The 23,935-nt window shown below is 67.1% G+C and carries 21 protein-coding genes; 7 read left to right on the forward strand and 14 right to left on the reverse strand.

The genetic code is table 11. From position 1 onward, the window contains the following. Positions 1 to 366 precede the first annotated feature (366 nt). Positions 367 to 3,444, forward strand: a complete 3,078-nt coding sequence (locus BM436_RS09675) for a hybrid sensor histidine kinase/response regulator (RefSeq protein ID WP_093555306.1) — start codon at positions 367 to 369, stop codon at positions 3,442 to 3,444. An 84-nt stretch (positions 3,445 to 3,528) separates the two neighbouring features. Here the strand turns inward: BM436_RS09675 and BM436_RS09680 are convergent, their stop codons facing one another. Then, positions 3,529 to 3,918 carry a VOC family protein gene (locus BM436_RS09680; RefSeq protein ID WP_093555307.1) on the reverse strand — a complete coding sequence of 130 codons (390 nt, stop codon included), beginning with the start codon at positions 3,916 to 3,918 and terminating at the stop codon, positions 3,529 to 3,531. 28 nt (positions 3,919 to 3,946) lie between these two features. Continuing rightward, positions 3,947 to 4,873 carry a histone deacetylase family protein gene (locus tag BM436_RS09685; RefSeq protein WP_093555308.1) on the reverse strand — a complete coding sequence of 309 codons (927 nt, stop codon included), beginning with the start codon at positions 4,871 to 4,873 and terminating at the stop codon, positions 3,947 to 3,949. 136 nt (positions 4,874 to 5,009) lie between these two features. Here BM436_RS09685 and BM436_RS09690 point away from each other — a divergent pair, with 136 nt between their 5' ends. The 5 genes from BM436_RS09690 (at position 5,010) to BM436_RS09710 (ending at position 10,859) form a co-directional block, all read left to right on the forward strand. Continuing rightward, positions 5,010 to 5,930 (forward strand): AAA family ATPase, encoded by a 921-nt coding sequence (locus BM436_RS09690; RefSeq protein ID WP_093555309.1) that lies wholly within the window; start codon positions 5,010 to 5,012, stop codon positions 5,928 to 5,930. A gap of 3 nt (positions 5,931 to 5,933) precedes the next feature. Further along, on the forward strand, positions 5,934 to 6,950 hold the full coding sequence (locus BM436_RS09695) for a DUF58 domain-containing protein (protein ID WP_093555310.1): 1,017 nt from the start codon (positions 5,934 to 5,936) through the stop codon (positions 6,948 to 6,950). Further along, positions 6,947 to 8,965 (forward strand): transglutaminase TgpA family protein, encoded by a 2,019-nt coding sequence (locus tag BM436_RS09700; protein WP_093555311.1) that lies wholly within the window; start codon positions 6,947 to 6,949, stop codon positions 8,963 to 8,965. Before BM436_RS09695 ends, BM436_RS09700 begins: the two co-directional genes overlap by 4 nt. Beyond that, a complete protein-coding gene (gene mltB, locus BM436_RS09705; protein WP_093555312.1) occupies positions 8,962 to 10,113 on the forward strand; it encodes a lytic murein transglycosylase B in 1,152 nt (383 codons plus the stop codon). Before BM436_RS09700 ends, mltB begins: the two co-directional genes overlap by 4 nt. Before the next feature lie 437 nt (positions 10,114 to 10,550). Continuing rightward, positions 10,551 to 10,859: a hypothetical protein gene (locus BM436_RS09710; RefSeq protein ID WP_229489814.1), complete on the forward strand. Its 309-nt coding sequence runs from the start codon at positions 10,551 to 10,553 to the stop codon at positions 10,857 to 10,859. A 62-nt stretch (positions 10,860 to 10,921) separates the two neighbouring features. Here the strand turns inward: BM436_RS09710 and cysM are convergent, their stop codons facing one another. Beyond that, positions 10,922 to 11,824 (reverse strand): cysteine synthase CysM, encoded by a 903-nt coding sequence (gene cysM / locus BM436_RS09715; protein ID WP_093555468.1) that lies wholly within the window; start codon positions 11,822 to 11,824, stop codon positions 10,922 to 10,924. 81 nt (positions 11,825 to 11,905) lie between these two features. Beyond that, a complete protein-coding gene (locus BM436_RS09720) occupies positions 11,906 to 12,463 on the reverse strand; it encodes a GNAT family N-acetyltransferase (protein ID WP_093555314.1) in 558 nt (185 codons plus the stop codon). A gap of 142 nt (positions 12,464 to 12,605) precedes the next feature. Between BM436_RS09720 and BM436_RS09725 the strand changes: the two genes are divergently transcribed. After that, positions 12,606 to 14,366 (forward strand): FAD-dependent oxidoreductase, encoded by a 1,761-nt coding sequence (locus tag BM436_RS09725; protein ID WP_371859630.1) that lies wholly within the window; start codon positions 12,606 to 12,608, stop codon positions 14,364 to 14,366. Positions 14,367 to 14,465: 99 nt separating this feature from the next. Here BM436_RS09725 and BM436_RS09730 read toward each other — a convergent pair whose 3' ends face one another. The 10 genes from BM436_RS09730 to rpsA form a co-directional block, all read right to left on the reverse strand. Then, positions 14,466 to 15,860 (reverse strand): M20/M25/M40 family metallo-hydrolase, encoded by a 1,395-nt coding sequence (locus BM436_RS09730; protein ID WP_093555315.1) that lies wholly within the window; start codon positions 15,858 to 15,860, stop codon positions 14,466 to 14,468. Positions 15,861 to 15,928: 68 nt separating this feature from the next. After that, positions 15,929 to 16,864, reverse strand: a complete 936-nt coding sequence (locus BM436_RS09735; protein WP_093555316.1) for an FAD:protein FMN transferase — start codon at positions 16,862 to 16,864, stop codon at positions 15,929 to 15,931. A gap of 37 nt (positions 16,865 to 16,901) precedes the next feature. Continuing rightward, positions 16,902 to 17,444: a TlpA family protein disulfide reductase gene (locus BM436_RS09740; RefSeq protein ID WP_229489816.1), complete on the reverse strand. Its 543-nt coding sequence runs from the start codon at positions 17,442 to 17,444 to the stop codon at positions 16,902 to 16,904. Beyond that, a complete protein-coding gene (locus BM436_RS09745; RefSeq protein ID WP_177307095.1) occupies positions 17,441 to 18,685 on the reverse strand; it encodes a DUF4214 domain-containing protein in 1,245 nt (414 codons plus the stop codon). The genes BM436_RS09740 and BM436_RS09745 overlap by 4 nt, the downstream gene beginning before the upstream one ends. A gap of 176 nt (positions 18,686 to 18,861) precedes the next feature. Then, positions 18,862 to 19,191, reverse strand: coding sequence for a ComEA family DNA-binding protein (locus tag BM436_RS09750; protein WP_093555318.1), 330 nt, complete (start codon positions 19,189 to 19,191; stop codon positions 18,862 to 18,864). Between the two features lie 133 nt (positions 19,192 to 19,324). After that, the gene (gene rfaE1, locus BM436_RS09755; protein ID WP_093555319.1) at positions 19,325 to 20,269 is read right to left on the reverse strand and encodes a D-glycero-beta-D-manno-heptose-7-phosphate kinase; all 945 of its coding nucleotides are present in this window, start codon (positions 20,267 to 20,269) and stop codon (positions 19,325 to 19,327) included. A gap of 10 nt (positions 20,270 to 20,279) precedes the next feature. Further along, on the reverse strand, positions 20,280 to 21,455 hold the full coding sequence (lapB, locus tag BM436_RS09760) for a lipopolysaccharide assembly protein LapB (RefSeq protein ID WP_093555320.1): 1,176 nt from the start codon (positions 21,453 to 21,455) through the stop codon (positions 20,280 to 20,282). 31 nt (positions 21,456 to 21,486) lie between these two features. After that, positions 21,487 to 21,792: a LapA family protein gene (locus tag BM436_RS09765; protein WP_093555321.1), complete on the reverse strand. Its 306-nt coding sequence runs from the start codon at positions 21,790 to 21,792 to the stop codon at positions 21,487 to 21,489. Between the two features lie 100 nt (positions 21,793 to 21,892). Then, positions 21,893 to 22,198 carry an integration host factor subunit beta gene (locus BM436_RS09770; protein WP_050408958.1) on the reverse strand — a complete coding sequence of 102 codons (306 nt, stop codon included), beginning with the start codon at positions 22,196 to 22,198 and terminating at the stop codon, positions 21,893 to 21,895. A 16-nt stretch (positions 22,199 to 22,214) separates the two neighbouring features. Continuing rightward, positions 22,215 to 23,894 carry a 30S ribosomal protein S1 gene (gene rpsA, locus BM436_RS09775; protein ID WP_093555322.1) on the reverse strand — a complete coding sequence of 560 codons (1,680 nt, stop codon included), beginning with the start codon at positions 23,892 to 23,894 and terminating at the stop codon, positions 22,215 to 22,217. Positions 23,895 to 23,935: the final 41 nt, after the last annotated feature.

The following is a 23,935-nucleotide window of genomic DNA, read 5'->3' on the forward strand; positions in this document are numbered from 1 at the left end:
TCTTAGATCTTGGTTTTCGCCGCTACCACTTCAATTCACAGCGACCGGATCCATTTTCTCTCGTTAACGAGCTCCACGCCGTGGACGATGCAATCTGGTCGTTCACGTCACTCTTCGCGACGCCACTGCCACGATTCTCGGGCATCATTCTCGCGCAGGGGAGTTAATCTTTTACGCCATGTGGCATTTGCGTCTTAATTTCGCTTGGGACAGGCGGAGATTGCGTCGCTAAGCCAGCGATAGGCAATTAAGTGATGTGGAATGGGGTGGCATTACCAGCCTGCAACACCAATCCAGCGACCGGGTGTACACCGGCGCCAGCCAATGTTAAGGTGTTATCACCTTGACGGCAGGCACCTACCCCCCATGAGATTCACCACTTTGCAGAAGTTGCGCAGGCTGTTCGCCGTGCTCGTGGCGGCGGTGATGGTGGTGTTCGTGGTCGTGACGGGATTTGTCCTGCACACGCTGAACCAGAGCCGGGAACGCTATTACGCCAACGCCGAGGAAAACTCGCGCAACCTGGCCATCGCGCTGGAAAACTTCCTGCGCTCCCACTTCCTCGAGGTGGAACTGACTCTGCGCCGCGCCGCCCGTGAATTCCAGACCCTGCACGACGAGAAGCGCTTCAGCGACGAGGCCTTCAGCGCCTATCTGCGCACGCTGAAGGAGCGCGTGCCGCAGGCGCGATCGATCCGCGGCGCGAACGCCGACGGCGTGGTGGTCTACGGCGAGGATATCGATCCCGCCAAACTGCAAAGCATGACCGGGCGCGAGTTCTTCCAGCGCGTGACGACCGAGCGCGAGCTGGTGTTCGGCGTGCCGGTGCAGTCGCGCATCAGCGGCGAATGGGTGCTGCCGGCATTGTTGGCGCTGACGCTGCCCGACGGCCGCTTCGGCGGCACGGCCTACGTCAACATGACCACCGCCGCCATCAGCGACGTGATCGCCTCCATGCACGTCGGCCCGCACGGCGCGATCTCGCTGCTGGACGACCGGCATCGTCTGCTGCACCGCTATCCGGAGGTGCCGGACATCAAGGTCGGCAGCCAGGTCAACATGTCGGCGCAGACGGCGGCGGTGCTGGCCAACGGCAGCAAGCGGGCCACCTACAAGGCCACCAGCGTGCGCGACGGCCTGCAGCGCGTGGTCAGCGTGGAACGCATCGGCGAGTATCCGGTGTATGTGCTGGTGGCCCTGTCCAGCGACGACTTCCTGACGCCCTGGCGCGCCGAGGCGCGCAACGCGGCCGTCTTCCTGGGCGTGCTGTTGGCGCTGTCCGCCGCGCTGCTGCTGGGCGCGCGCCACGCGTTGCGCAAGCAGGAACAGATCATGCTGCAACTGGTGGAGGCCAAGGACCAGGCGCTGGCGGCCGGCCGCGCCAAGTCGAACTTCGTGGCCAACATGAGCCACGAGATCCGCACGCCGATGAACGCGGTGCTGGGCATGCTGCAGCTGTTGCAGCAGACCGCGCTGGACGCGCGCCAGCGCGACTACGCGGTCAAGGCGGAATCGGCGGCGCGCGCCCTGCTCGGCCTGCTCAACGACATCCTCGATTTCTCCAAGGTCGAGGCGGGCAAGCTGGCGCTGGAGGCGCATCCGTTCAGCCTGGACCAGCTGCTGCGCGAGCTGTCGGTGATCCTGTCCGCCTATGTGGGCGGCAAGCAGGTCGAGATCCTGTTCGAGACCGATCCCGCGCTGCCCGGGTCGATGCTGGGCGACGCGCTGCGCTTGCAGCAGGTGTTGCTGAACCTGACCGGCAACGCGATCAAGTTCACCGAGCGGGGCGAGGTGGCGCTGTCGGCGCGGCTGGTGTCGAGCGCCGGCGAGACGCGGCGCGTGGCCTTCGCCATCCGCGACACCGGCATCGGCATCGCGCCCGGGCAGTGCGAGCACATCTTCGACGGCTTTTCGCAGGCCGAGGCCTCCACCGCGCGCCGCTACGGCGGCACGGGCCTGGGCCTGGCCATCAGTCAGCGCCTGGTGCGGCTGATGGGCGGCGAGCTGGCCGTGGTCAGCGAGCCGGGCGCGGGCAGCGTGTTCTCCTTCGAGGTGGAATTCCTTGTCGCGAAGGATGCGGCGCCCGCGGCGGCGCGGCCGGCGCCAATGCGCGACCTGGACTGCCTGGTGGTGGACGACAATCCCAGCGCGCGGCAGGTGCTGGCCGGCATGGCGGCCTCCTTCGGCTGGCGCGCGGACACGGCCGACAACGGCCTCGACGCGCTGAGAATGGTCATGCAGCGCAGCGCCGGCAAACCCTACGACGTGCTGCTGGTCGATTGGCGCATGCCGCTGATGGACGGCTGGGAAACCAGCCTGCAGATCCGCGAGCTGCTGCCCACCGAGCACTCGCCGCTGATCATCATGGTGACCGCGCACGACCGGGAACAGCTGGCGCAAAAACAAGCGGAGCATGGCCCCTTGCTGGACGGGGTGCTGATCAAGCCGGTCACGGCGTCCATGCTGTTCGACGCGGTGGCGGACGCGCGCGGGGGGCAGCACGCGACGTTGCGGGCCGTGGCGGCGCCGTCGCGGCGCAGGCTGGAGGGCGTGCGCGTGCTGCTGGTGGAGGACAATCCCACCAACCAGCAGGTGGCGCGCGAACTGCTGGCGAGCGAGGGCGCCCTGGTGGAGGTGGCGCCTTGCGGGCAGGACGCGATCGACGCCGTGGCACGCGTCGGCGTGCCGCCGCAAGTGATCCTGATGGATATCCAGATGCCGGACATGGATGGCTATGTGGCGGCCGGCGCCATCCTGGCGCGGCTGGGCAGGCGCGCGCCGCCCATCATCGCGATGACGGCCAACGCCATGCAGTCCGACCGCGAGGCCGCGCTGGCGGCCGGCATGGTGGACCATGTGGGTAAGCCGTTCGACTTGACGCAATTGGTGGGCGTGATATTGGCGCATACCGCGCGGCCCGGGGCGGCGGTTGATTCGCGGCCGGCGGCGGCAGGGGCGCCATCGGCGGGAGCGGCCGCATCGGCTGTATCCGCATCGGAGTCGGGGCCGGGGCCGGCATCGGAGCCGGAGCCGGAGCCGCCATCCGCATCGGCCTCGGCCTCGGCCTCGGCCTCGGCGCCCATCGTGCTCGACAGCGCCTCCGCGCTTGCGCGCATGGGCGGCCTGGCGCAGGTCTACCTGATCGCGCTGAAGAACTTCCACGCCGAGTCCGATACGCTGTGCGCCCAGTTGCGCGCCGCGCTGGACAACGACGACGCCACCGCCGCCCTGCCGGCGCTGCATCTGCTAAAGGGACTGGCGGGAACGATAGGCGCGCAGCCCATGCAACAATTGGCCCAGCAGGCGGAACGCGCCGCCCGCGCGGGCGACGACGCTGGCTTTGAAGACGCCGCGCGCACCATCCTGGCGGCGATGCCGGGCGTGGTGCAGGCCGCCGCCGGGCTGATACCACAGCTGGCGCGGCAGGCCACGCCGGCGGCGTAGCCGGCGATCAGGCAGTCAGCCAAGCGGCCGGCTCAGCGACTCCGGCGATTCCGACGACTCAACGGCTCGGCGACGACGCCGGCGTCATCCCGTCTGCCGCGCGTAGCTTACCGTCAGCATTTCCCACTGGTGGCCGTCGGGCTCGTTCCAGTACACGCCGTTGCCGCCGAACTGCGTGCTGACCTGGCGGTCGTCCGGACCGCGCACTGCGCTGCGGTAGGGAATACCTTCCGCCTTGAGCCGCGCCAGGATGGTGTCGAACTCGTCCTGGCTGACGCGGAAGCAGTAGTGGTGCACCGGATAGGAGTCCGCCGTCTCCACGAAATCCAGGGTCAGCCCGTCATTGATGAAGACCGGCGAGAACGGCCCCAGCGCGGTCTCCGCCCACGGCACGCCGAGGATCTCGGCCAGCCGCTGCGCCGACGCCACCTTGTTGTGGGACGGCACGATGAAATGGTCCAGTTGAATAGCCATCGTTCACCTCCATGGCAAGCGGCGCGGCTCAGATCTCCGCCAGCGCCTTCACATGCGCGACCACGCTGCGTCCCAGCGCGGACAAGTTGTAACCGCCCTCCAGGCAGCTGACGATGCGGCCCTGCGCGTGCTCCCTGGCCACCGCCATCACCTGCTCGGTCAGCCAGGCGTAGTCGGCCTCCACCAGCCCCATGCCGCCGATGTCGTCCTCGCGGTGGGCGTCGAAGCCAGCCGAGATGAAGATCATCTCCGGCTTGAAGGCGTGCAGCGCGGGCAGCCAGCGCTCCATCACCAACTGGCGCACGCCTTCCCCCTTGGTATGCCTCGGCACCGGCACGTTGACGCGGTTGGGCGTGTCCGGCCGCAACTCGGTGTAGGGATAGAACGGGTGCTGGAAGAAGCTCACCATCAGCGCGCGCGGCTCGTCGAGCAGGGCCTCCTCGGTGCCGTTGCCGTGGTGGACGTCGAAATCGACGACGGCCACGCGCCCCAGCCCGCGCACGTCGAGCGCGTGCTTGGCGGCGATGGCGATGTTGTTGAACAAGCAGAAGCCCATCGGCTCGCCGGGCCGCGCGTGGTGGCCGGGCGGGCGGATGGCGCAGAAGGCGTTCTGGATCTCGCGGTCGATCACCGCGTCGGTCGCCGCCACGGCCGCGCCGGCGGCGCGCAGCGCGGCCTGCCAGCTATAGCGGTTGAGCGAGGTGTCGCCGTCGATCGGGTAGTACTCGCCCACCGCCGGCACGTTGTCGCGCACGATGGCGATGGCGTTGCGGCTGTGGTTGCGCTCGATGTCGGACAACTGGGCCAGCGGCGCGCTGCGGTGCTCCAGCAAGTCCGCGATGTGCGAGTTGATGAGCTGGTCGGCGATGGCCTGCAGGCGCGCGGGCGACTCGGGATGCCAGTCCCCCATTTCGTGGCGCTGGCAATCGGGGTGGGTGTAAATGGCTGTGCTCATGTCTCGTTTCTATCCCGCCGTTATCAGGATGGCCGCCGCGCTTGTTCTCGCATAGAATCCATACTGGCCGGCATGGCGTGTTTTCAAGGTGCCGATGGCGCTAATCTACCACTTCACTGGATAATAACAAAAAACCATGTACACCAAACTGCACGCGGTCGCAGCCCAGGTCTGCCAGGTCATCGTCGGCAAGGACGTGCAGGTGCGCCAGGCCCTGACCTGCATGCTGGCCGGCGGACACCTGCTGGTCGAGGACGTGCCGGGCGTGGGCAAGACCACGCTGGCGCACGCGCTGGCGATCTCGCAGGGCCTCAATTTCAACCGCATCCAGTTCACCAGCGACCTGCTGCCGGCCGACGTGGCGGGCATCTCGATCTACGAGCGCGAGAAGAACGGCTTCATGTTCCATCCCGGCCCCATCTTCACCCAGGTGCTGCTGGCCGACGAGATCAACCGCGCCACGCCGAAGACCCAGTCCGGCCTCTTGGAGGCGATGGAGGAGCGCCAGGTGACGGCCGACGGCGTGACCCGTCCCCTGCCCGAGCCTTTCTTCGTGATAGCGACGCAGAATCCCACGCACCAGGTCGGCACCTTCCCGCTGCCCGAGTCGCAACTGGACCGCTTCCTGATGTGTTTGTCGCTGGGCTATCCCGACGCGGCCGCCGAGCGCGCGCTGCTGATGGGCGAGGACCGGCGCGCGCTGCTCAAGTCGCTGCCGCCGGCCATGACGGCGGCCGAGCTGGCGGCGGCGCAGGCCAGCCTGCGCCAGATCCACGCCTCGCCAGCGCTGATCACCTACATCCAAGCGCTGGCGCAGGCCTCGCGCCAGAACGGCGCCTTCGCCGAGGGCCTAAGCCCGCGCGCGGCGCTGGCGCTGCTGCAGGCGGCGCGCGCCTGGGCCGCGCTGGAGGGCCGCGACCACGTGATGCCGGAGGATGTGCAGGCGGTGCTGGTGCCGGTGTGCGCGCACCGGCTGCGGCCGGTGAAGGCGGCGCACGGCGTGGCCCTGGCCAGCCGCGACCTGGTGCTGCAGCTGCAGAAATCGGTGCCGGTGTAAGCCATGCTGGCGGCCGCGCGCGGACTGACCGACCGCCTGTTGTTCCGGTTGCGCAAGGTGACGAACCGCTTGCTGTTCCAGCTGCGCGACAGCGAGCCCGGCAGCGTGGTGCTGGTGATGCGCCGGGTCTTCATCGTGCCCACCAAGCCGGGCATGGCGTTTGTCGCGCTGCTGCTGATCATGCTGATCGGCTCCATCAACTACACGCTGGGCCTGGGCTTCGCGCTGACCTTTTTCACCGGCGCCTGCGCCGTGGCCGACATGGTGATGACGGCCCGCAACCTGGCGCTGCTGCGCCTGTCGCCCGGCCGCGCGCAGCCGGTGTTCTCCGGGCAGGAGGCGCAGTTCGAACTGCTCGTGCACAACGACACGCCGCGCGACCGCTACGCCATCCTGCTGGGCTTCCACCACGACGGCGAACCGCGCCACCCGGTGGACGTGCCCGCCGGCGCCGCCGCGGCGGTGGCGCTGTCGGCCGCCACCGAGGGGCGCGGCTGGCTGCCCGCGCCGCGGGTGCGCCTGGTGACGCGCTTTCCGCTGGGCCTGTTCCGCGCCTGGAGTTACTGGCAGCCGGACCTGAAGGCGCTGGTCTACCCGGCGCCGGAGGCCGGCGCGCCGCCGCTGCCGCTGAGCGGCGCCGCCAGCGAGGACGGCCACGGCCAGGTCGGGCTGGACAACTTCGCCGGCATCCGCAGCTACCAGCCGGGCGACCCGATGCGGCACCTGGCCTGGCGCCAGATCGCGCGCCACGACCCGGCGCTGGGCGGGCAACTGGTGACCAAGCATTTCGAGGGCGGCGCGGTGGCCGAGATGATGTTGGACTTCAACGAGCTGCCCGCCAACATGGACCTGGAATTGCGGCTCTCGCGCATGACGCGCTGGGTGCTGGAGGCCGAGCAGCGCGCGCTGCCGTACGCCTTCCGCATCGGCCACCACAGCTATCCGCCGGCCGTGGGCGACGCGCACCGCGCCGCCTGCCTGCGGGCCTTGGCGCTGTATGGGCAGGAGGCGTTCGGATGAGCCTCGCCGCGCGCTTGTCGCGCCCCTTCTCCCAGCCCCTGCCGCGCGACAAGGCCGACACGCTGTTGCTGCTGCTCGCCGCGCTGGCGGTGCTGGCGCCCCACTTCGGCCACCTGCCGCTGTGGACCAGCGCCGCCGTCTGCGCCACGCTGGCCTGGCGCGCCAGCATCACGCTGCGCGGCCGCCGCATGCCGCCGCTGTGGCTGCTGCTACCCATCTCCATCGCGTCGATGGCGGGCGTCTATTATTCCTACCGCACGCTGCTCGGGCGCGACGCCGGCGTCGCCATGCTGGCCCTGCTGCTGGCCTTCAAGCTGCTGGAAATGCACGCCCGGCGCGACCTGTTCGTGGTGATCTTCCTCAGCTTTTTCCTGCTGCTGACCACCTTCTTCTACACCCAGACCATCTTCTCCGCCGTGGTCATGGCGGCCACCATCGTGCTGCTGCTGGCCACGCTGATGACCTTCCAATACACCGGCACGGTGCCCCCGCTCAAGCGCCGGCTGCGCGCCGCCGCCGGGATCTTCCTGGTGGCCAGCCCGCTGGCGCTGCTGCTGTTCTTCGCGTTCCCCCGCATCCAGGGCCCGCTGTGGGGTTTGCCGGGCGACGCGCGCAGCGGCAAGAGCGGCATGTCGGACACGATGTCGCCCGGCTCCGTGTCGGACCTGGCGCTGTCCGACGAGATCGCCTTCCGGGTGCGCTTCCACGGCGAGCAGCCGGCGCAGCGCCAGCTGTACTGGCGCGGCATCGTGCTGGGCGGTTTCGACGGCCGCACCTGGACCCGCACCAGCCGCCCGCTATACTGGGACGGCGAAACCACCAGGGACCTGGGCATCAGCGTCAGCGGCGGGCCGCTGCGCCACGAGATCACGATGGAGGCCACCGGCAAGCGCTGGCTGTTCAACCTGGAGCTGACGGTGCCCGACGTCGACCTGGCCGGCCTGCGCACCGGCACCAGCGACGAGCTGGAGCTGTACACCCAGTCCCCCATCTACCAGCGCGTGCGCTACCAGGCGCGCGCCTACCTGCTGCACCAGTGGCAGCCCGGCCTGTCGCCGGAGCGCCTGCGGCGCTGGCTGCGCCTGCCGCAAGGCTACAACCCGCGCACCCTGGCGCTGGCCGCGAGCCTGCGCCGGGACGGCGACCCGGCCGCCTCGGCGCAGGCGGTGCTGTCCATGTTCCGCCAGCAGCGCTTCTTCTACACGCTGGAGCCGCCGCTGCTGGGCCGCGATTCTGTCGACGATTTCCTGTTCAACAGCAAGGCCGGCTTTTGCGAACACTACGCCAGCGCCTTCGTGGTGCTGATGCGCGCCATGGGCATCCCGGCGCGCGTGGTCACCGGCTACCAGGGCGGCGAGCTTAATCCGGTGGACGGTTACCTGGTCGTGCGCCAATCCGACGCCCACGCCTGGGCCGAAATCTGGCTGCCCAGCCGGGGCTGGGCGCGGGTGGACCCGACCGCCGCAGTGGCGCCCAGCCGCATCGAGCAAAACCTGGCCCGCGCCATGCCGCAGCGCGCCCCCTTCGGCCTGGAGGGGCTGATGGAATTGCAGAACGACCGCAATTCGTGGCTGGCGCAACTGCGATTTGCCAGCCACGCGATGAATAATGCCTGGAATCAATGGGTCCTCGATTACAATCCTGAGAGGCAGCGCAGTTTCCTTGAGGAACTAGGCTCCGCCGTGGTGAACTGGCGCGGCGGCGCCGCCCTGGGCGCAATCGCGCTATTGTTGCTGCTGTGGCGCGCGCTGCGCGCCAGGACCGGGCGGGACCCGGTGGACGCCGCCTACGACGCCTTTTGCCGGACCATGGCCAAACGCGGCATGGGGCGCGCCATCGACGAGGGGCCGCGCGGCTACGCGCTGCGCCTGATGGACATGGATATACCGGACGAGAAGAAGGCCGCGATGCGCGACTTCCTGGAATTGGTCGGCACGCTCAAATACGCGGCGCCGGCTGGAGATACAACCGCGCCGCTGAAAAAGCTGGCCACGCTGCTGACACTATCACGATGAAATTATTGCTGAGAAACCACACTTCCACCTTGCTGCTGGCCCTGGCGCTGGCCGGCCTGGCGTTGCCGCCGGCCGCCGTGCACGCGCAGCAGTCCGCCAAGGCCGCCAAGGCCGCCAAGGCGAAGAAGGCCAGGAAAGCCAAGACCCCGCCGCCGCCGAAGAAACCCGCCGTCGACTACGAGGGCGAGTTCGTCAATTTCGGCCAGTGGAAGGAGGTCAAGCAATTCCTGGACGACATGGCCGCCAAGCACGGCTTCGACCGCCTGGAGCTGGAAACGCTGATGGGCAAGGTGCGCTACGTGGATTCGGCCGTGCAGCTGATGAAGCCGGCCCCGCCCGGCAAGCCCAAGAACTGGCAGGCCTACAGCAAGCTGTTCATTGAACCGGTGCGCATCAACGGCGGCGTGCGCTTCTGGGACGCCAACCGCGACGCGCTGGCGCGCGCCGAGGCGCTGTACGGCGTGCCGGCCGAAACCATCGTCGGCATCATCGGCGTGGAAACCGTGTACGGCGCCAACACCGGCCGCTTCCGCGTGCTGGACGCGCTGACCACGCTGGCCTTCGCCTATCCGCTGGCGCCGCAGCGCACGGCGCGCATGGAGTTCTTCAAGGGCGAACTGGAAAGCACGCTGCTGTACGCGCGCCAGAGCGGCATCGACCCGTTCTCGATGCTGGGCTCGTACGCGGGCGCGGTCGGCCTGCCGCAGTTCATGCCCAGCAACATCGTCAAATACGCGGTGGATTTCGACGGCGACGGCCGCGTCGACCTGCGCAACTCGCCTTCCGACGCGATCGGCAGCGTGGCCGCCTTCCTGGTGGCGCACGGCTGGAACCGCGACGATCCGGGTCCCATCGTGTACGCCGCCACCGTGTCGCCCAGCCGCCAGTGGGAACGCTATTTGAACCAGGGCCTGGAGGCGAAATTCCGCCAGGAGGACTTGATGGCGGACGGGGTCGTCACCACTTCATCTTTGCCCGCGGGCATGCCATTTGGCCTGGTGGACTTGCAGAACGGCTCGGAGCCGACGGAATTTTGGCTGGGAACCAATAATTTCTTCGCCATCACCCAATACAACCGCAGCTTTTTCTACGCCATGTCGGTGGTGGAACTGGGGCGCGCGGTCAAGCTTACGCGACAACAGATGTAAGGAAGCGTAAACGGGCTTGAAATCTTGCCTCGGGGCAGCTATTGTATAGTTGATACTTGGAAACACCACAGGAATCATATCGTGCGGCAATGTCCGGGCTTTTTATTTTATACTCAACTTTGTCCAAAAGACAAAGCAAGGGATGGAATCCGCACAGGCATGCTAGCACAAGCACAAGGCGTGAATTCTCACACATTGTTGCGACCGGACAACAGTAACTCGCAGCAACACTTATTTTTTATTGCTTGTGAGTACGAGATTGCGTGATGTTGTACAATTGTGTATATATTATGAAACTTGTTATTTCGGAATTCCGTCCGTTGGTAAGCGTTCCCAAGTAAGGAGGAACATGGCCGCAGGCTCCGAGTGTTTCAACTTTGCAGGACAAACTTTACAGAAGGAACAGACGAATCATGACAAACCAAGTTGGAATTGATATGAACAGCGACTCGGAAGGCGATGACCTGCTGCAGTACAACCCGAACCGCCTGCTCGACACGCTGATCGAAAACCTGCGCCTGAAAAACGATGCCGCGCTGTCGCGCGCATTGGAAGTGGCGCCACCGGTCATCAGCAAAATCCGCCACCACCGCCTGCCGGTCGGGGCCTCGCTGCTGATCCGCATGCACGAGGTGAGCGACCTGTCGATCCGCGACCTGCGCTACCTGATGGGCGACCGCCGCAACAAGTTCCGCATCAGCGACAAGCAGTTCAAGCCAAAAGAAGGCGAAACGCCGCAAAGCTGATGCTGGCTGGCGTACTCCGGCCCTCCCCTCGCGGGGAGGACGGGCACGATTGAGTAGTTCACTTACGCCGGAAACACCCCGGTGGACAAATAGCGGTCGCCCCGGTCGCACACGATGAACACGATGGTGGCGTTTTCCACCGTTTGTGAAATCCGCAGTGCGATCTCGCAGGCGCCGGCCGCCGAAATCCCGCAGAAGATGCCCTCCTCCGCAGCCAGACGGCGCGCCATGCGCTCGGCGGCGGCCTGCGTCACGTATTCGATCTGGTCCACGCGCGCCTTGTCGTAGATCTTCGGCAGGTAGGCTTCCGGCCATTTGCGGATGCCGGCGATCTGCGAGCCCTCCTCCGGCTGCGCGCCGATAATGCGGATGGCCTCGCTCTTTTCCTTCAGGTATTGCGACACGCCCATGATGGTGCCGGTGGTGCCCATGGCGCTGACGAAGTGCGTCACGCGGCCGTCGGTGTCGCGCCAGATCTCGGGGCCGGTGCCCTCGTAGTGCGCGCGCGGGTTGTCGCCGTTGCCGAACTGGTCCAGGATGATGCCCTTGCCGTCGCGCTGCATCTGCTCGGCCATGTCGCGCGCGTATTCCATGCCGCCGGTTTTCGGCGTCAGCATGATCTGCGCGCCGTAGGCGGCCATCGCCTGCTTGCGCTCCTCGCTCTGGTTTTCCGGCATCAGCAGCAGCATCTTGTAGCCGCGGATGGCGGCCGCCATCGCCAGCGCGATGCCGGTGTTGCCCGAGGTCGCCTCGATCAGCGTGTCGCCCGGCTTGATGTCGCCGCGCTCCTCGGCGCGGCGCAGCATCGACATCGCCGCGCGGTCCTTGACGGAGCCGGCCGGATTGTTGCCTTCGAGTTTGCCCAGGATGATATTGCCGCGCTCGGCGGTTTCGGCGCCGGGAATGCGTACCAGGCGCACCAGCGGGGTGTTGCCGATCGTATCGGCAATAGTCTTGTAAGCCATCGTGTTCGAGTTTTCGTTCCGCAAAAGATTCATTGTAATCCGGGACGCCGATCCGCGCCCGGCGCGGCCTCGGCGGCGGCGCTAGCGCGCCAGTTTCAGGCTCATCAGTGTATACGCCAGCCGCTCGCCGTCGATGCGGAACATGTCCTCGATCTCGCCGGTCTGGCGGAAGCCGCACTGGCGGTACAGCGCGCGGGCCGGCTCGTTCACGCTCAGCACTTCCAGGTCTATCCATTCCAGCGCGGTGGCGCTGCGCGCCCAGGCCAGCGCCGACGCCACCAGCACCCGGCCCAGCCCCTGGCGCCGCGCCAGCCGGTGCACGCCCATGCCCAGCAGCGCGCGGTGCGCCGTGCCGCCCTCGCCGCGCGCGCGCAGGTCGATATGGCCGAGGATACCGTCATGCCCGGTGGCGATCCAGGCCCGGCGCCAGCCCGGCTTGTGCAGCGGCACCTCCAGCGCCTTGGAAAAGGCGGCGGCCTTGTCGGCCGGGAACTCCTGGCGGCGCGGCAAGGGCTGGAACAGGGGCGCGCCGTCCAGGCCGTTGTCCTTCAAATGGTCGTTCAGGTAGGTGAAAAAGCCGGAGAGGTCATCGGCGGTCAGTGCCCGTATCGCGGGCTCTTGGCGCTGGGGAGCGGGCATGTCGGCTTTCATTCAAATGGGATGGCGGGAATTGTAGCAGCCGCGGCTCCTCTCTCTTAAGAATTTGGCATGAAGCCCATGGCATGCGCTAGACTGTCCGGGAACTACGACCGTCATTCTACCCGCCCTATACGGACCCGCCATGGCCACAGAAAACCCCGAATTCGCCAAGAACCTCAGCCAGGAAAAAGACGCGCCCGGCATCCCCGACTCGCTGGCCACGCGCCGCCACCAGATGTTCCCCAAGCTGTCCGAGGCGGAGGTCAAGCGCATGCACCGCTTCGGCACCGTGCGCCACTACCGCGACGGCGAGCGCATGTTCGAGGCCGGCCGCAGCATCCTCGGCATGCACGTGGTGTTGAAGGGCAAGGTGGCGATCAGCCGCTATGACGGCCTGGGCAACACCTCGCTGATCGTCGAGCACGGCCCCGGGGAATTCGGCGCCGAGGTCGGCCAGCTGTCCGGCAAGCCGACCCTGGTCAACGGCGACGCGGTGGGCGACGTGGAGGTGCTGGTGATTCCGTCCGAATCGCTGCGCGCGCTGGTGATCGCCGAGGCCGAGCTGGGCGAGCGCATCGTGCGCGCGCTGATCTTGCGGCGCGTGGGCCTGATCGAGGTCAATTCCGGCGGCCCGGTGCTGGTCGGCCCGCCCGGCCACCCGCGCCTGCACCACCTGCAAAGCTGGCTGGCCAGCAACGGCCACCCGCACTCCGTGCTCGATCCCAAGACCGACGCCCAGGCCGCCGCGCTGTGCGAGCACTACCGGCCCACGGCGGACGAGTTGCCGCTGGTGGTGTGTCCGGACGGCAGCGTCAAGAAGAACCCCACCAATGTCGACCTGGGCCGCTGCCTGGGCATGCTGCCCGAGCTCAGCAGCGACAAGGTGTGGGATGTGATCGTGGTCGGCGCCGGGCCGGCCGGACTGGCGACGGCGGTGTACGCCGCGTCCGAGGGCTTGTCGGTGCTGGCGCTGGAGACGCGCGCCTTCGGCGGCCAGGCGGCGGCCAGCGCCCGCATCGAAAACTACCTGGGCTTCCCGACCGGCATCTCCGGCGCCGCGCTGGCGGGGCGGGCCTTCGTGCAGTCGCAAAAGTTCGGCGTCGAGATCGCGATTCCGGCGCCGGCCGGGCGGCTGATCTGCGACACCTACCCGCTGCAGGTGGAAATGTGCGGCAGCCTCACGCGGCTGCGGGCCAAGACCGTGGTGCTGTCCTGCGGCGCGCGCTACCGCCGTCCGTCGCTGGCGAACCTGAAGCGGTTCGAGGGACGCGGCGTCTACTACTGGGCCTCACCGATCGAGGCCAAGCTGTGCAAGACCGAGGAGATCGTGCTGGTCGGCGGCGGCAACTCCGCCGGGCAGGCCGCCGTGTTCCTGTCGGCCCACGCCTCCAAGGTGCACATGCTGGTGCGCGGGCCGGGGTTGGCTGCCACCATGTCCAGCTACCTGATCGAACGGATCGAAGCCACGCCCAACATCGTGCTGCACACGCACAGCGAGATCGTGGCGCTGGAGGGCAACGACGAGGACGGCTTGCGACAAGTGCGCATCCGCTGCAGCGAGACCGGCGAGGAATGCGACTACGACGTCTGCCGCGTGTTCCTGTTCATCGGCGCCGACCCGAACACGGGCTGGCTCGGCGACTGCGGCGTGGACGTGGACGACAAGGGCTTCATCCGCACCGGTTTCGACGTGGCCAAGGCGCAATGCCGGGCCAACTTCGCCGACGGCGTCTACCCGAAGGACCTGCCGCCGCGGGCCGCGCTGGAGACCAGCGTGCCGGGCGTGTTCGCCATCGGCGACGTGCGCGCCAACTCCACCAAGCGGGTGGCCGCGGCGGTGGGCGAAGGCGCGGCCGTGGTTTCGCAGATCCACGCCTTCCTCGCCAGCCTCCCGCCCGCCTGAAAGTTACCGCATTAACATCGGTGTCAGGCGCGACATTCGGACGGGGACGCCGAGTCAAATGTCCGAATGTCGCGCCTGACACCGATGTGTTTTTAATAATTATCGGAGCGGGACGGGGTAGGCGGCGACGCTGGCGTTGCCGTCCTTGTCGACCGCTTGCACGCCGAAGAAGTAGTTGTCCTTCGAGAGCGGCACTTTGGCTTCCGTGACGTTGCCCACCCACCTGGCGCCCTGCCAGTCGGCGGCCGTGGTGTCGCGCCATACGATGCGGTAGCCGGCCAGGTCGGGCTCGACATTGGCCTGCCAGACCAGCGTGGAGTCGTTTTCCAGCTGCGCGGTACGCAACTGGACCATCCGCGGCGCGGCCGGCGCCAGCGCCAGCGTGGCCAGCGCGGCGGCGTTCACCCGCGCGACCTTGGCGATGTAGTTGTAGTCGTTGTATTCGGGCATGTCGCCGATCACGACGCCGTTCTCGGTGCGCACGTTCTGGTGCTGGTGCTTGAAGTCCTCGTTCGGCTCGGTGAAGCGCAGCGCCGCGTAGCCGCGCTCGAGGAAGGGCATGTGGTCGCCGCCGCGCAGGTAGCGGTCGCGCCGCTGCACCACGCTGACCTTGAAGCCTGGCACGTAGCGCTCGCCCTGCTCCTTCACGTGGCGCGCCAGCTGGCGCGAGATGGAGTCGTTCTCGCCGCCGGTCTGCACCAGCGTGCGCACCGCCTCGCTCATTTCCTTCTCGACCGGGATGCCCTCGGCGAACAGTCGCACCTGCTTGTCGTCGATCTTGCCGTGCTCGTCGCGCGAGCTGCCGATGATGTCGTTGGTGAACATGCCGGCGATGTCGAGTTTCTGTTGCTTGGCCTGCTCGGCCCAGTGCGCGGCGCCCAGCAGGCCCTGCTCCTCGGCGGCCACCGTCATGAAGACGATGGTGGCGTCGAATTGGTGGCGCGACATCACGCACGCCATCTCCATCACGGCGGCGGTGCCGGAGGCGTCGTCGTTGGCGCCGGGCGCGTAGCCCTTCTCGTCCATCACGTCGGTGTTGCGCGAGTCGTAGTGGCCGCTGACGACGTAGATCCGGTCCTTCGCCCCTTCCTGCGTGCCGGGCAGCGTCGCCACCACGTTGACGATCTCGGTCGGGCGGCTGATGCGCCTGGACACCGGCGCGACGTGGCTGTCGAAGGCGACTTGCAGGCGGCCGCCGTTGGCGGCGTTGCAGCGCTCGAACTCGCTCCTGATCCAGCGCCGCGCGGCGCCGATGCCCACCGTGTCGGACTCGGTCTCGGACATGGTGTGGCGCGTGTGGAAGCCGACCAGCTTGCGGATGGTCGCCTCGATGCGCCGCGGCGAGATGGCGCCGACGATGCGTTCGATCTCGGGCTGCTTGCGTTTCAGGTCCGGGCCGGCGGGCGCGGCCGCGGCGCAGGGGTTGATACCGGTGCCGGCCGCCAGCGCGCTGATAGCGCCCAGGCCGGCCAGGATAGCTTTGGTGCTTGCCATATGGTGTCCTCGTGGGTAGGGCCGCCGCGCCCGCGGGCGGCACAGCTTGCCATCATCGCATACGGCCTTCAGGACGCGGAACCGGAGATTTGTATCGCTTTGTTGTCCTTGCTGTGCACCTTGCCGTCCGCGCCGACGGCGAGGTAGCCGACCTGCATGCCCTCCAGGAAGGCCGGCGCCCGCGCGCCCTTCAGCATGGCGATGGTGGCGCAGGCGCCCGCCGCCGCCGTCAGCGGCGCCAGCACGCTGACCGAGCGCCACGCCGTCACCGGCAGGCCGGTGGCGGGGTCGAGGATGTGGCAGTAGCGCCGCCCGTCCAGCTCGAAGTAGCGCTCGTAGTCCCCCGAGGTGCACAGCGCGCCGCCGGCGACGTCGATGGCGGCGATGGTGGCGTCGGCCCGGCGCGGGTCCTGGATGGCGATGCGCCACGGACTGCCGTCCGGCCGCGGACCGAGCACGTGGAAGTCGCCGCCCAGGTTCACATAGCCGTGGCGCACGCCCGCGTCCAGCAGGCAGGCGGCGGCGCGGTCGGCCGCGTATTCCTTGCCGAAGCCGCCGAAATCGAGCTCCATGCCGGCCACCGGCAGGCGCACCGAGCGGCGCTCGCGCTGCACCTTGGTCCAGCCGGTCAGCGCCAGCAGCGCGTCCAGCTGGCCGGGCGCGGGCAGGCGCGCGGCCGAGAAGTCCCAGGCCTTGCGCAGCACGCCGGTGGTGATGTCGAACAGGCCGCCGCTCAGCTCGTACAACTGGGCCGCGTAGTGCAGCAGCGCGGCGGTCTCGTCGTCCAGCGCGACGGCCTCGCCGCCGGCCGCGCCGTTGATGGCGCTGACCACGCTGTCGGCGCGGTAGCGCGAGTATTTGGTTTCGATGCGGCGCACCTCGTCGATGGCGTGTTGCGCCAGTTCGCGCGCCGCCGCCTCGCTGGCGGCCGGCAGCAGCACCTGGCACGGACTGGCCATGGCGCGGAATTCGATGGTGTACAGGTCTGTCGTGTTCGCTACCATTCTTTGCTCATCCCTTCCCCCTCGCCCCATCCTTCATTCATTGCAGTTGCAAGGCCGCCTTGATCTGCGCGTCGAGCACAGGCTGGTCGCCCTCCCTGAAGCCCGTATGCAGCCACAGCAGCTTGCCGTCCCGGCCGATCAGCGCACTGCTGGGCATGCCCTTGACGCCATAGGCCCGGGCGCTGGCGCCCGCCGTATCATACGCGACCACGAAGCCGGCCGGCACCTCGGCCAGGAAAGCGGCGGCCTCTTCCCTCCTGGTGTCCAGATTGATGGCCACCACGCGCAGACCCGCGCCGCCGTAGCGCTGCTGCAGTTCGCCCATCCAGGGGAAGGAACGCTTGCAGGGCGCGCACCAGGAGGCCCAGAAATCGAGATAGACCAGTTTGCCGCGGTAAGCGTCCAGGCTGACGCGGCCGCCATCGCCCGGCAGGTCGAAGGCCGGGGCCGGCGCGCCCGCCAACGGCGCCGCCGGCGCCGGCGTCGGGCCCGCCGACATCAGCGCGGCCGCGGCGAGCGTGGCCGCCGAGGACATCAGGCGGGGCGCCGCGAACGTGGCCGCCGGCGCCTCGGCCGTCACGGCGTGCCCGCCGCGAACCAGGCGGCCAGCACGTCGCGCTCGGCCTGCGTCATGCCGGTGACGTTCCCCAGCGGCATGGATTGCGACTGCACGGCGGCGCCGAAGATGGATGCCGAGCGCGAGCGTATCTGCGCCTCGGTGTCGAAGGTGATGCCCAGCGGCGCGGTATTGAAGCCGGGCTGGGTCGGCCGCACCGAGTGGCACGGCACGCAGCGCTGCGTGACGATGGTCTGCACCTGCGGGAACAGGCTGGGCTGCACCACCGGCTTGGCGGCGTTGAACACGCCGCTCTGGCCCAGCGCGCTGTTGGTCCAGCCGCCGGTGGCCACGCCGGTGGCCAAGTCGATGCTGCCCTTCACCACCATGCTCAGGTTGGTGCCGGTCAAGGTCACTTCGAAGCGTCCGCCGTCCGCCAGCGTGGTGCTGCCCGCCACGTCCACGGCCGCCCCGGTCAGCCGGCCGCTCGCCTGCAGCGCGCCGCTGGCGTTGACGACGATGGACAGGTTGCCGCTGTCGCCGCCGCGCAGGCTGCCGTCGTACTGGGCGGCGTAGGCGCTCACGGGGTGGGCCGGCAGGCTGCTGCCCCAGGGCAGGTATTCGATGCCGTTGCGGATGCTGGGCAGCACCAGGTCCTTGTTCTCGGGCGAGTCGGAAAAGTTCAGCAGCGTCTGCGCGCGCGACAGCTTGATGCCGTCCGGGTGCGTGCCCTCGAGGTAGCCGACGTGGTACAGCACGCCCGGCTCGTCCGGCTCGCGCTGCAGCACGTTGCGGTACAACTGCGTGACGTAGGCGCGGTTGTTCAGCGCGCCGTACAGGTCGGAGAATTCCTTGCTGGCGATGAAGGAGGTGGCCACGTCGTGCAGCAACGCGCCGTTGTCCAGCGTTTCCAGGTGGTAGCCCAGGCCGGCGATGTCGGGTTTGCGGTTGAAGGTGGCCTGGTACAGCCGGAAGATCTTGCCCGCGTTGCCGTCCAGGTCCAGGCCGACGGCGCTGTCGGCGAAGCGCAAACGGCTGTTGGGGGCCACGTGCCTTAGGGCGCCGCCGACAATGTCCGTGATGGTGTAGGTGCCGTCGGGATTGCCGGCGATGGTGTACTGGCTGTAGTTGCCGGCGAAGGTGGCGGCGAAGGCCACCGCGCCCTGGCGCGCGGGAACGGTTCCGCCCTGCGCCGCCGTCCCGGGTGCGGGAGTCTGGCCGGCCTGGTCCCCGGCGCCGCAACCCGCCAGCGCCAACAGTAACAAGATGCTGCTTATACGGTAAGTTGCCATGATCGTCCCAAGGATGCGATATATGCCAGATTTCATGGTAATCAACTGCGGCGGCGATGGCAACCGGCATGGCGGGCGGCGCGGAAAAACCACGCTGGCAAAAAAAAACCCGCCGGCATGCGGCGGGCTGGAAGGAAGGCCGGGGAGGCTTATTTGCCCTTGGCGGCGGTCTGCATCGGTTTGGCGGCGGCGGGCTTGGCGGCGGCGCCGTCGCGGGATTTGCCGTTGACCATCAGGCCCGCCTCGGACAGCTTCATGGCGTTCTTCTCGCCCACGCCCTTGACGCGGGCCTCGAAGTCGGCCCAGTCCTTGAACTCGCCTTTCGCGCGCTCGTCCAGGATGGCCTTGGACTTGGCGGGACCGATGCCCTTGACGGCGTCCAGCGCGGCGGCGTCCGCCTTGTTGACGTCGACCTGGGCGAAGGCGAAGCCCATGGTCGCGACCAGGGCGGCTACGGCGAGCAGCAGTTTCTTCATCATGACTTCCTCCGTTTGGTGGATGCAAGGCCGGTGGCGCGCCTTGTCCCCGTTAAACGGATGGGAGCCTTGCCGGATGACGCCGCAACATTGAGCGCTCTCAACCGAAAAAACCGAACTCCGCGCAACCCCGTTTTCAGCCGAACAGTTCCTCGCGCGTGACGGTGGCCGTGCCCAGTTTGCCGACCACGATGCCGCCGGCGCGGTTGGCCGTCTGCACCGCGTCGTTCCAGCCGGCGCCGGCGCCCAGCATGGCGGCCATGGTGGCGATCACGGTGTCGCCGGCGCCGGACACGTCGAACACCTCGCGCGCGTCGGCCGGGGTGTGGAACACTTCCTTCTCGGTGTACAGCGTCATGCCCTCCTCCGAGCGCGTCAGCAGCAGCGCGTCCAGCTTGAGTTCGGCGCGCAGGTTCTGCGCCTTGGCGGTCAGTTGCTCCTCGCCGCTCCAGCTCCCGGCGATGTGGCGGAACTCGGACTTGTTCGGGGTCAGCACGGTGGCGCCCGCGTAGCGCGCGAAATCGTCGCCTTTCGGGTCGACCATCACCACCTTGCCGGCGGCGCGGCCGGCGGCGATCATGTCTGCCACGTTGACCAGGCTGCCCTTGGCGTAGTCGGACAGGATGATGACGTCGTAGTCGGCCAGCAGCGCCTTGTACTGCATCAGCTTGTTGCGCAGCACGGTGTCGCTGGGCGGCTCCTCGAAGTCGATGCGCAGCATCTGTTGCTGGCGGCCGATGACGCGCAGCTTGATGATGGTGGAGATGGCCTCGTCGCGCTTGAGGTAGCTGTGGATGCCGCCGCCGTGCAGCAGCTGCTCGACCTGCGTGCCGGCCTCGTCGGCGCCGACCACGCCCAGCAGGCCGGCGTGGGCGCCCAGCGCGGCGGCGTTGCGGGCCACGTTGGCGGCGCCGCCCAGGCGCGCCTCGCGCTTCTCGATGCGCACGATGGGCACCGGCGCCTCCGGCGAAATGCGGCTGACGTCGCCGAACCAGTAGCGGTCCAGCATGACGTCGCCGACCACCAGGATGCGGACCTGGTCCAGGGCGGGGGCTTGGTAGGTGGTTACGGCTGTGCTCATGGCGCCCTCGTCAGTTCATCACATTCAATTCTTCGGTGCGGCGCGGCGGGTAGGTTTCCCACTTGCTGCAACCCGGGCAATGCCAATAGTACTGGCGCGCCTTGAAGCCGCAGTGGCCGCACTGGTAGCGCGCCAGCTTCTGCGTGTAGCCGTGCACCAGGCCCTTGACCATGGACAGCTCGGACAGCAGCGCGGCCGGCGCGTCCATCATGCGCGCCTCGAGCAGCTTGTCCAGGCCCAGCAGGGTCGGCGTGCGGCGCAGCTCGTCGCTGACCAATTGCTTGGCGGCGTCCACGCCGTCGAGCTCGATCACGGCCTTGAACACCACCTCCAGCAGGTCGATCGACGAGGCCTGCTCCAGGTAGGACTTCAACAGGCTGACGCCCTCCTGCGGCCGGCCGACCTTGCGGTAGCCGTCCATCATGCGGGTGGCGACCAGCGCCACGTGCGGCACGCTCTGCTGCTCGACGCGGCGCCAGGTGGCCAGCGCGCCCTCGACGTCGCCCTGCGCCATCTGCACGTCGCCCACCAGGATGGTGGCGCGCACGCTGGTGCGGTCGGCCTGCAGCGCCTGGTCCAGCAGGCCCTGGGCCTGCTCGGGATGCATGCGCACCAGCGCGTCCTGCGCCATTTCGCAGTAGAACTGCGAGATTTCCTTCTGGCGCGCGCCGGCGCCCGAATCCTGCAGCCCGCGCGCGGCCTCGATCGCGCGCTGCCACTCCTTCTCGCGCTGGAAGATCTCCAGCAGCGAGCGGCGCGCCTGCACGCCGTACTGGGTGTCGACCAGGCGCTTGAAGGTCTCCTCGGCGCGGTCCAGCAGGCCGGCCTTCAGGTAGTCCATGCCCAGCTCGTATTCGGCGTGCGCCTTCTGCTCGGCCGGCAGGTCGGGCCGCGACAGCAGGTTCTGGTGCACGCGGATGGCGCGCTCGGTCTCGCCGCGGCGGCGGAACAGGTTGCCCAGCGCGAAATGCATGTCGGCGGTCTCGGGGTCCAGCCGCACGATCTCGATGAAGGCGTCGATGGCCTTGTCCGGCTGGTCGTTCAGCAGGAAGTTCAAGCCCTTGAAATAGCCGCGCGGCAAGGTGCGCGACTCGGACACCAGCTGGCGGATGTCCACGCGCGCCGCGATCCAGCCCAGGGCGAAAAAGATGGGCATGCCCAGTAACCACCAGAGTTCGAATTCCATGTCTTCTTGTACTTAGAGGAAGGGGTGCGGCTTATTGCTGCGCGTTGACGCTGTCCGGCTGCGGCTGCGCGTTCACCTGCAGGGCCGAGGTTTGCAGTGTCTGGATGGTGGATTTTTGTTTGGTCGCTTCGCGCCGGTGGCGGAACACGGTGGGGGTGAGCGCGAGCACGCCGAGGACGGCGCCGGCGACGAAGAAGCCGAGCAGCATCAGCACCAGGGGGCCGCGTAATTCGTAATTCAGGAACAGCACCAGGTCGACTTCCTGGGTGTTCTTCAGGGCGAAGCCGAAGAACAGGACAAACAGGATAAAACCAACAACAGTGGAAACAATTTTCATCAGCCAGCTTCCCCATATCAAAAAAAAACGGCATCCAGGGACGCCGCTCTTTTACATCCGCCGGGGATGGGCTCGCGCCCGCCCCCGATCCATAGACGAGTCAGTCCTCGATGATCGGTTGCCCGACCATCGCGTCGACGCGCTCGCGCAACTGCTTGCCAGGCTTGAAGTGAGGCACCCGTTTCTCGGGCACCATCACCTTGTCGCCGGACTTCGGATTGCGGCCGATACGGGGCGGCCTGCTATTCAAAGCAAAGCTGCCGAAGCCGCGGATCTCGATGCGCTGGCCGCTCGCGAGCGCGCCGGTCATCGCATCGAGTATCGTCTTCACCGCGTACTCCGCATCCTTGGCCACCAGCTGAGAATAGCGCTCAGCCAGGCGGTTGATCAACTCGGACTTGGTCATCTAAGTAACAGACGTCTTAGTTCTTGTTATCGAACTTGGCTTTCAGCAGTGCGCCCAGGCTGGTGGTGCCCGAAGCGGCGCTGCTGTCGACCGATGCCATCTTCTGCATGGCTTCCGCGGTTTCAGCGTTGTCCTTGGCTTTGATCGACAGCTGGATCGAACGCGCTTTGCGGTCGATGTTGATGACCAGGGCTTCCACGGAATCGCCCACTTTCAGGTGGGTGCCGGCATCTTCCACGCGGTCGCGGGAGATTTCGGAAGCGCGCAGGTAGCCTTCGACTTCGTCGGACAGCTGGATCACGGCGCCTTTAGGCTCGACCGATTTCACGGTGCCGGTGACCAGGGCGCCCTTGTCGTTGATGGCCGCGAAGTTGTTGAACGGGTCGCCTTCCAGTTGCTTGACGCCCAGGGAAACGCGCTCGCGCTCCACGTCGATCGCCAGAACAACGGCTTCCAGTTCGTCACCCTTCTTGAACTTGCGCACGGCTTCTTCGCCGGACTCGGTCCACGACAGGTCGGACAGGTGCACCAGGCCGTCGATGTTGCCGGCCAGACCGATGAACACGCCGAAGTCGGTGATCGATTTGATCGCGCCGCGGACTTTGTCACCTTTCTTATGGGTCACGCCGAAGTCGTCCCATGGGTTGGCTTTGCACTGTTTCATGCCCAGCGAGATACGACGACGCTCTTCGTCGATCTCCAGAACCATCACTTCAACCTCGTCGCCCAGTTGGACGACTTTGTTTGGAGCGACGTTCTTGTTGGTCCAGTCCATTTCGGAAACGTGCACCAGGCCTTCGATGCCCTGTTCCACTTCAACGAACGCGCCGTAGTCGGTCAGGTTCGTGACTTTGCCGAACAGGCGGGTGCCTTGCGGGTAACGACGGGACAGACCGGTCCAAGGATCGTCGCCCAGTTGCTTCACGCCCAGCGAAACACGGTTCTTCTCTTGATCGTATTTCAGGACTTTGGCGGTGATCTCTTGACCAACGGTCAGCACTTCCGACGGGTGACGCACACGACGCCATGCCAGGTCGGTGATGTGCAGCAGGCCGTCGATGCCGCCCAGGTCCACGAACGCGCCGTAGTCGGTGATGTTTTTCACAACGCCGGTCACCACGGTGCCTTCTTTCAGCGTTTCCATCAGTTTCTGACGCTCTTCGCCCATCGAAGCTTCGATGACGGCGCGGCGGGACAGAACGACGTTGTTACGCTTGCGGTCCAGTTTGATGACTTTGAATTCGAGGGTCTTGCCTTCGAACGGGGTGGTGTCTTTGACGGGACGGGTGTCCACCAGCGAACCCGGCAGGAACGCGCGGATGCCGTTGGTCAGAACGGTCAGGCCGCCCTTGACTTTGCCATTGACGGTGCCGACGACGATTTCGCCGGATTCCATTGCTTTTTCCAGAGCCAGCCACGAAGCCAGACGCTTGGCTTTGTCGCGCGACAGGATGGTATCGCCGAAACCGTTTTCCAGCGATTCGATGGCCACGGAAACGAAGTCGCCTACTTTGACTTCCAGTTCGCCTTGGTCATTCTTGAATTCTTCAACAGGGATGAAAGCTTCCGATTTCAGGCCGGCGTTAACGATCACGAAATTGTGATCCAGACGAACGACTTCAGCGGAGATCACTTCGCCGGAACGCATGTCTTGACGCGACAGGGATTCCTCGAAGAGGGCTGCGAAACTTTCCATATTAGACATAGAACTTCCATGTTAACCAGTAAGGCCCGCAC

This window comes from Pseudoduganella namucuonensis (genome assembly GCF_900116645.1).
Taxonomy (GTDB): domain Bacteria; phylum Pseudomonadota; class Gammaproteobacteria; order Burkholderiales; family Burkholderiaceae_D; genus Rugamonas; species Rugamonas namucuonensis.

Excerpts from the sequence above, each read along its gene's own strand:
- BM436_RS09690 (WP_093555309.1), top strand. The coding sequence starts at position 5,010 with ATGTACACCAAACTGCACGCGGTCGCAGCCCAGGTCTGCCAGGTCATC.
- BM436_RS09725 (WP_371859630.1), top strand. The coding sequence starts at position 12,606 with ATGGCCACAGAAAACCCCGAATTCGCCAAGAACCTCAGCCAGGAAAAA.
- rpsA (WP_093555322.1), bottom strand. The coding sequence starts at position 23,894 with ATGGAAAGTTTCGCAGCCCTCTTCGAGGAATCCCTGTCGCGTCAAGAC.
- BM436_RS09750 (WP_093555318.1), bottom strand. The coding sequence starts at position 19,191 with ATGATGAAGAAACTGCTGCTCGCCGTAGCCGCCCTGGTCGCGACCATG.
- BM436_RS09720 (WP_093555314.1), bottom strand. The coding sequence starts at position 12,463 with ATGCCCGCTCCCCAGCGCCAAGAGCCCGCGATACGGGCACTGACCGCC.
- BM436_RS09710 (WP_229489814.1), top strand. The coding sequence starts at position 10,551 with ATGAACAGCGACTCGGAAGGCGATGACCTGCTGCAGTACAACCCGAAC.
- mltB (WP_093555312.1), top strand. The coding sequence starts at position 8,962 with ATGAAATTATTGCTGAGAAACCACACTTCCACCTTGCTGCTGGCCCTG.
- BM436_RS09730 (WP_093555315.1), bottom strand. The coding sequence starts at position 15,860 with ATGGCAAGCACCAAAGCTATCCTGGCCGGCCTGGGCGCTATCAGCGCG.
- lapB (WP_093555320.1), bottom strand. The coding sequence starts at position 21,455 with ATGGAATTCGAACTCTGGTGGTTACTGGGCATGCCCATCTTTTTCGCC.
- BM436_RS09765 (WP_093555321.1), bottom strand. The coding sequence starts at position 21,792 with ATGAAAATTGTTTCCACTGTTGTTGGTTTTATCCTGTTTGTCCTGTTC.
- BM436_RS09700 (WP_093555311.1), top strand. The coding sequence starts at position 6,947 with ATGAGCCTCGCCGCGCGCTTGTCGCGCCCCTTCTCCCAGCCCCTGCCG.
- BM436_RS09695 (WP_093555310.1), top strand. The coding sequence starts at position 5,934 with ATGCTGGCGGCCGCGCGCGGACTGACCGACCGCCTGTTGTTCCGGTTG.
- BM436_RS09685 (WP_093555308.1), bottom strand. The coding sequence starts at position 4,873 with ATGAGCACAGCCATTTACACCCACCCCGATTGCCAGCGCCACGAAATG.
- BM436_RS09680 (WP_093555307.1), bottom strand. The coding sequence starts at position 3,918 with ATGGCTATTCAACTGGACCATTTCATCGTGCCGTCCCACAACAAGGTG.
- BM436_RS09735 (WP_093555316.1), bottom strand. The coding sequence starts at position 16,864 with ATGGTAGCGAACACGACAGACCTGTACACCATCGAATTCCGCGCCATG.
- rfaE1 (WP_093555319.1), bottom strand. The coding sequence starts at position 20,269 with ATGAGCACAGCCGTAACCACCTACCAAGCCCCCGCCCTGGACCAGGTC.
- cysM (WP_093555468.1), bottom strand. The coding sequence starts at position 11,824 with ATGGCTTACAAGACTATTGCCGATACGATCGGCAACACCCCGCTGGTG.
- BM436_RS09675 (WP_093555306.1), top strand. The coding sequence starts at position 367 with ATGAGATTCACCACTTTGCAGAAGTTGCGCAGGCTGTTCGCCGTGCTC.
- BM436_RS09770 (WP_050408958.1), bottom strand. The coding sequence starts at position 22,198 with ATGACCAAGTCCGAGTTGATCAACCGCCTGGCTGAGCGCTATTCTCAG.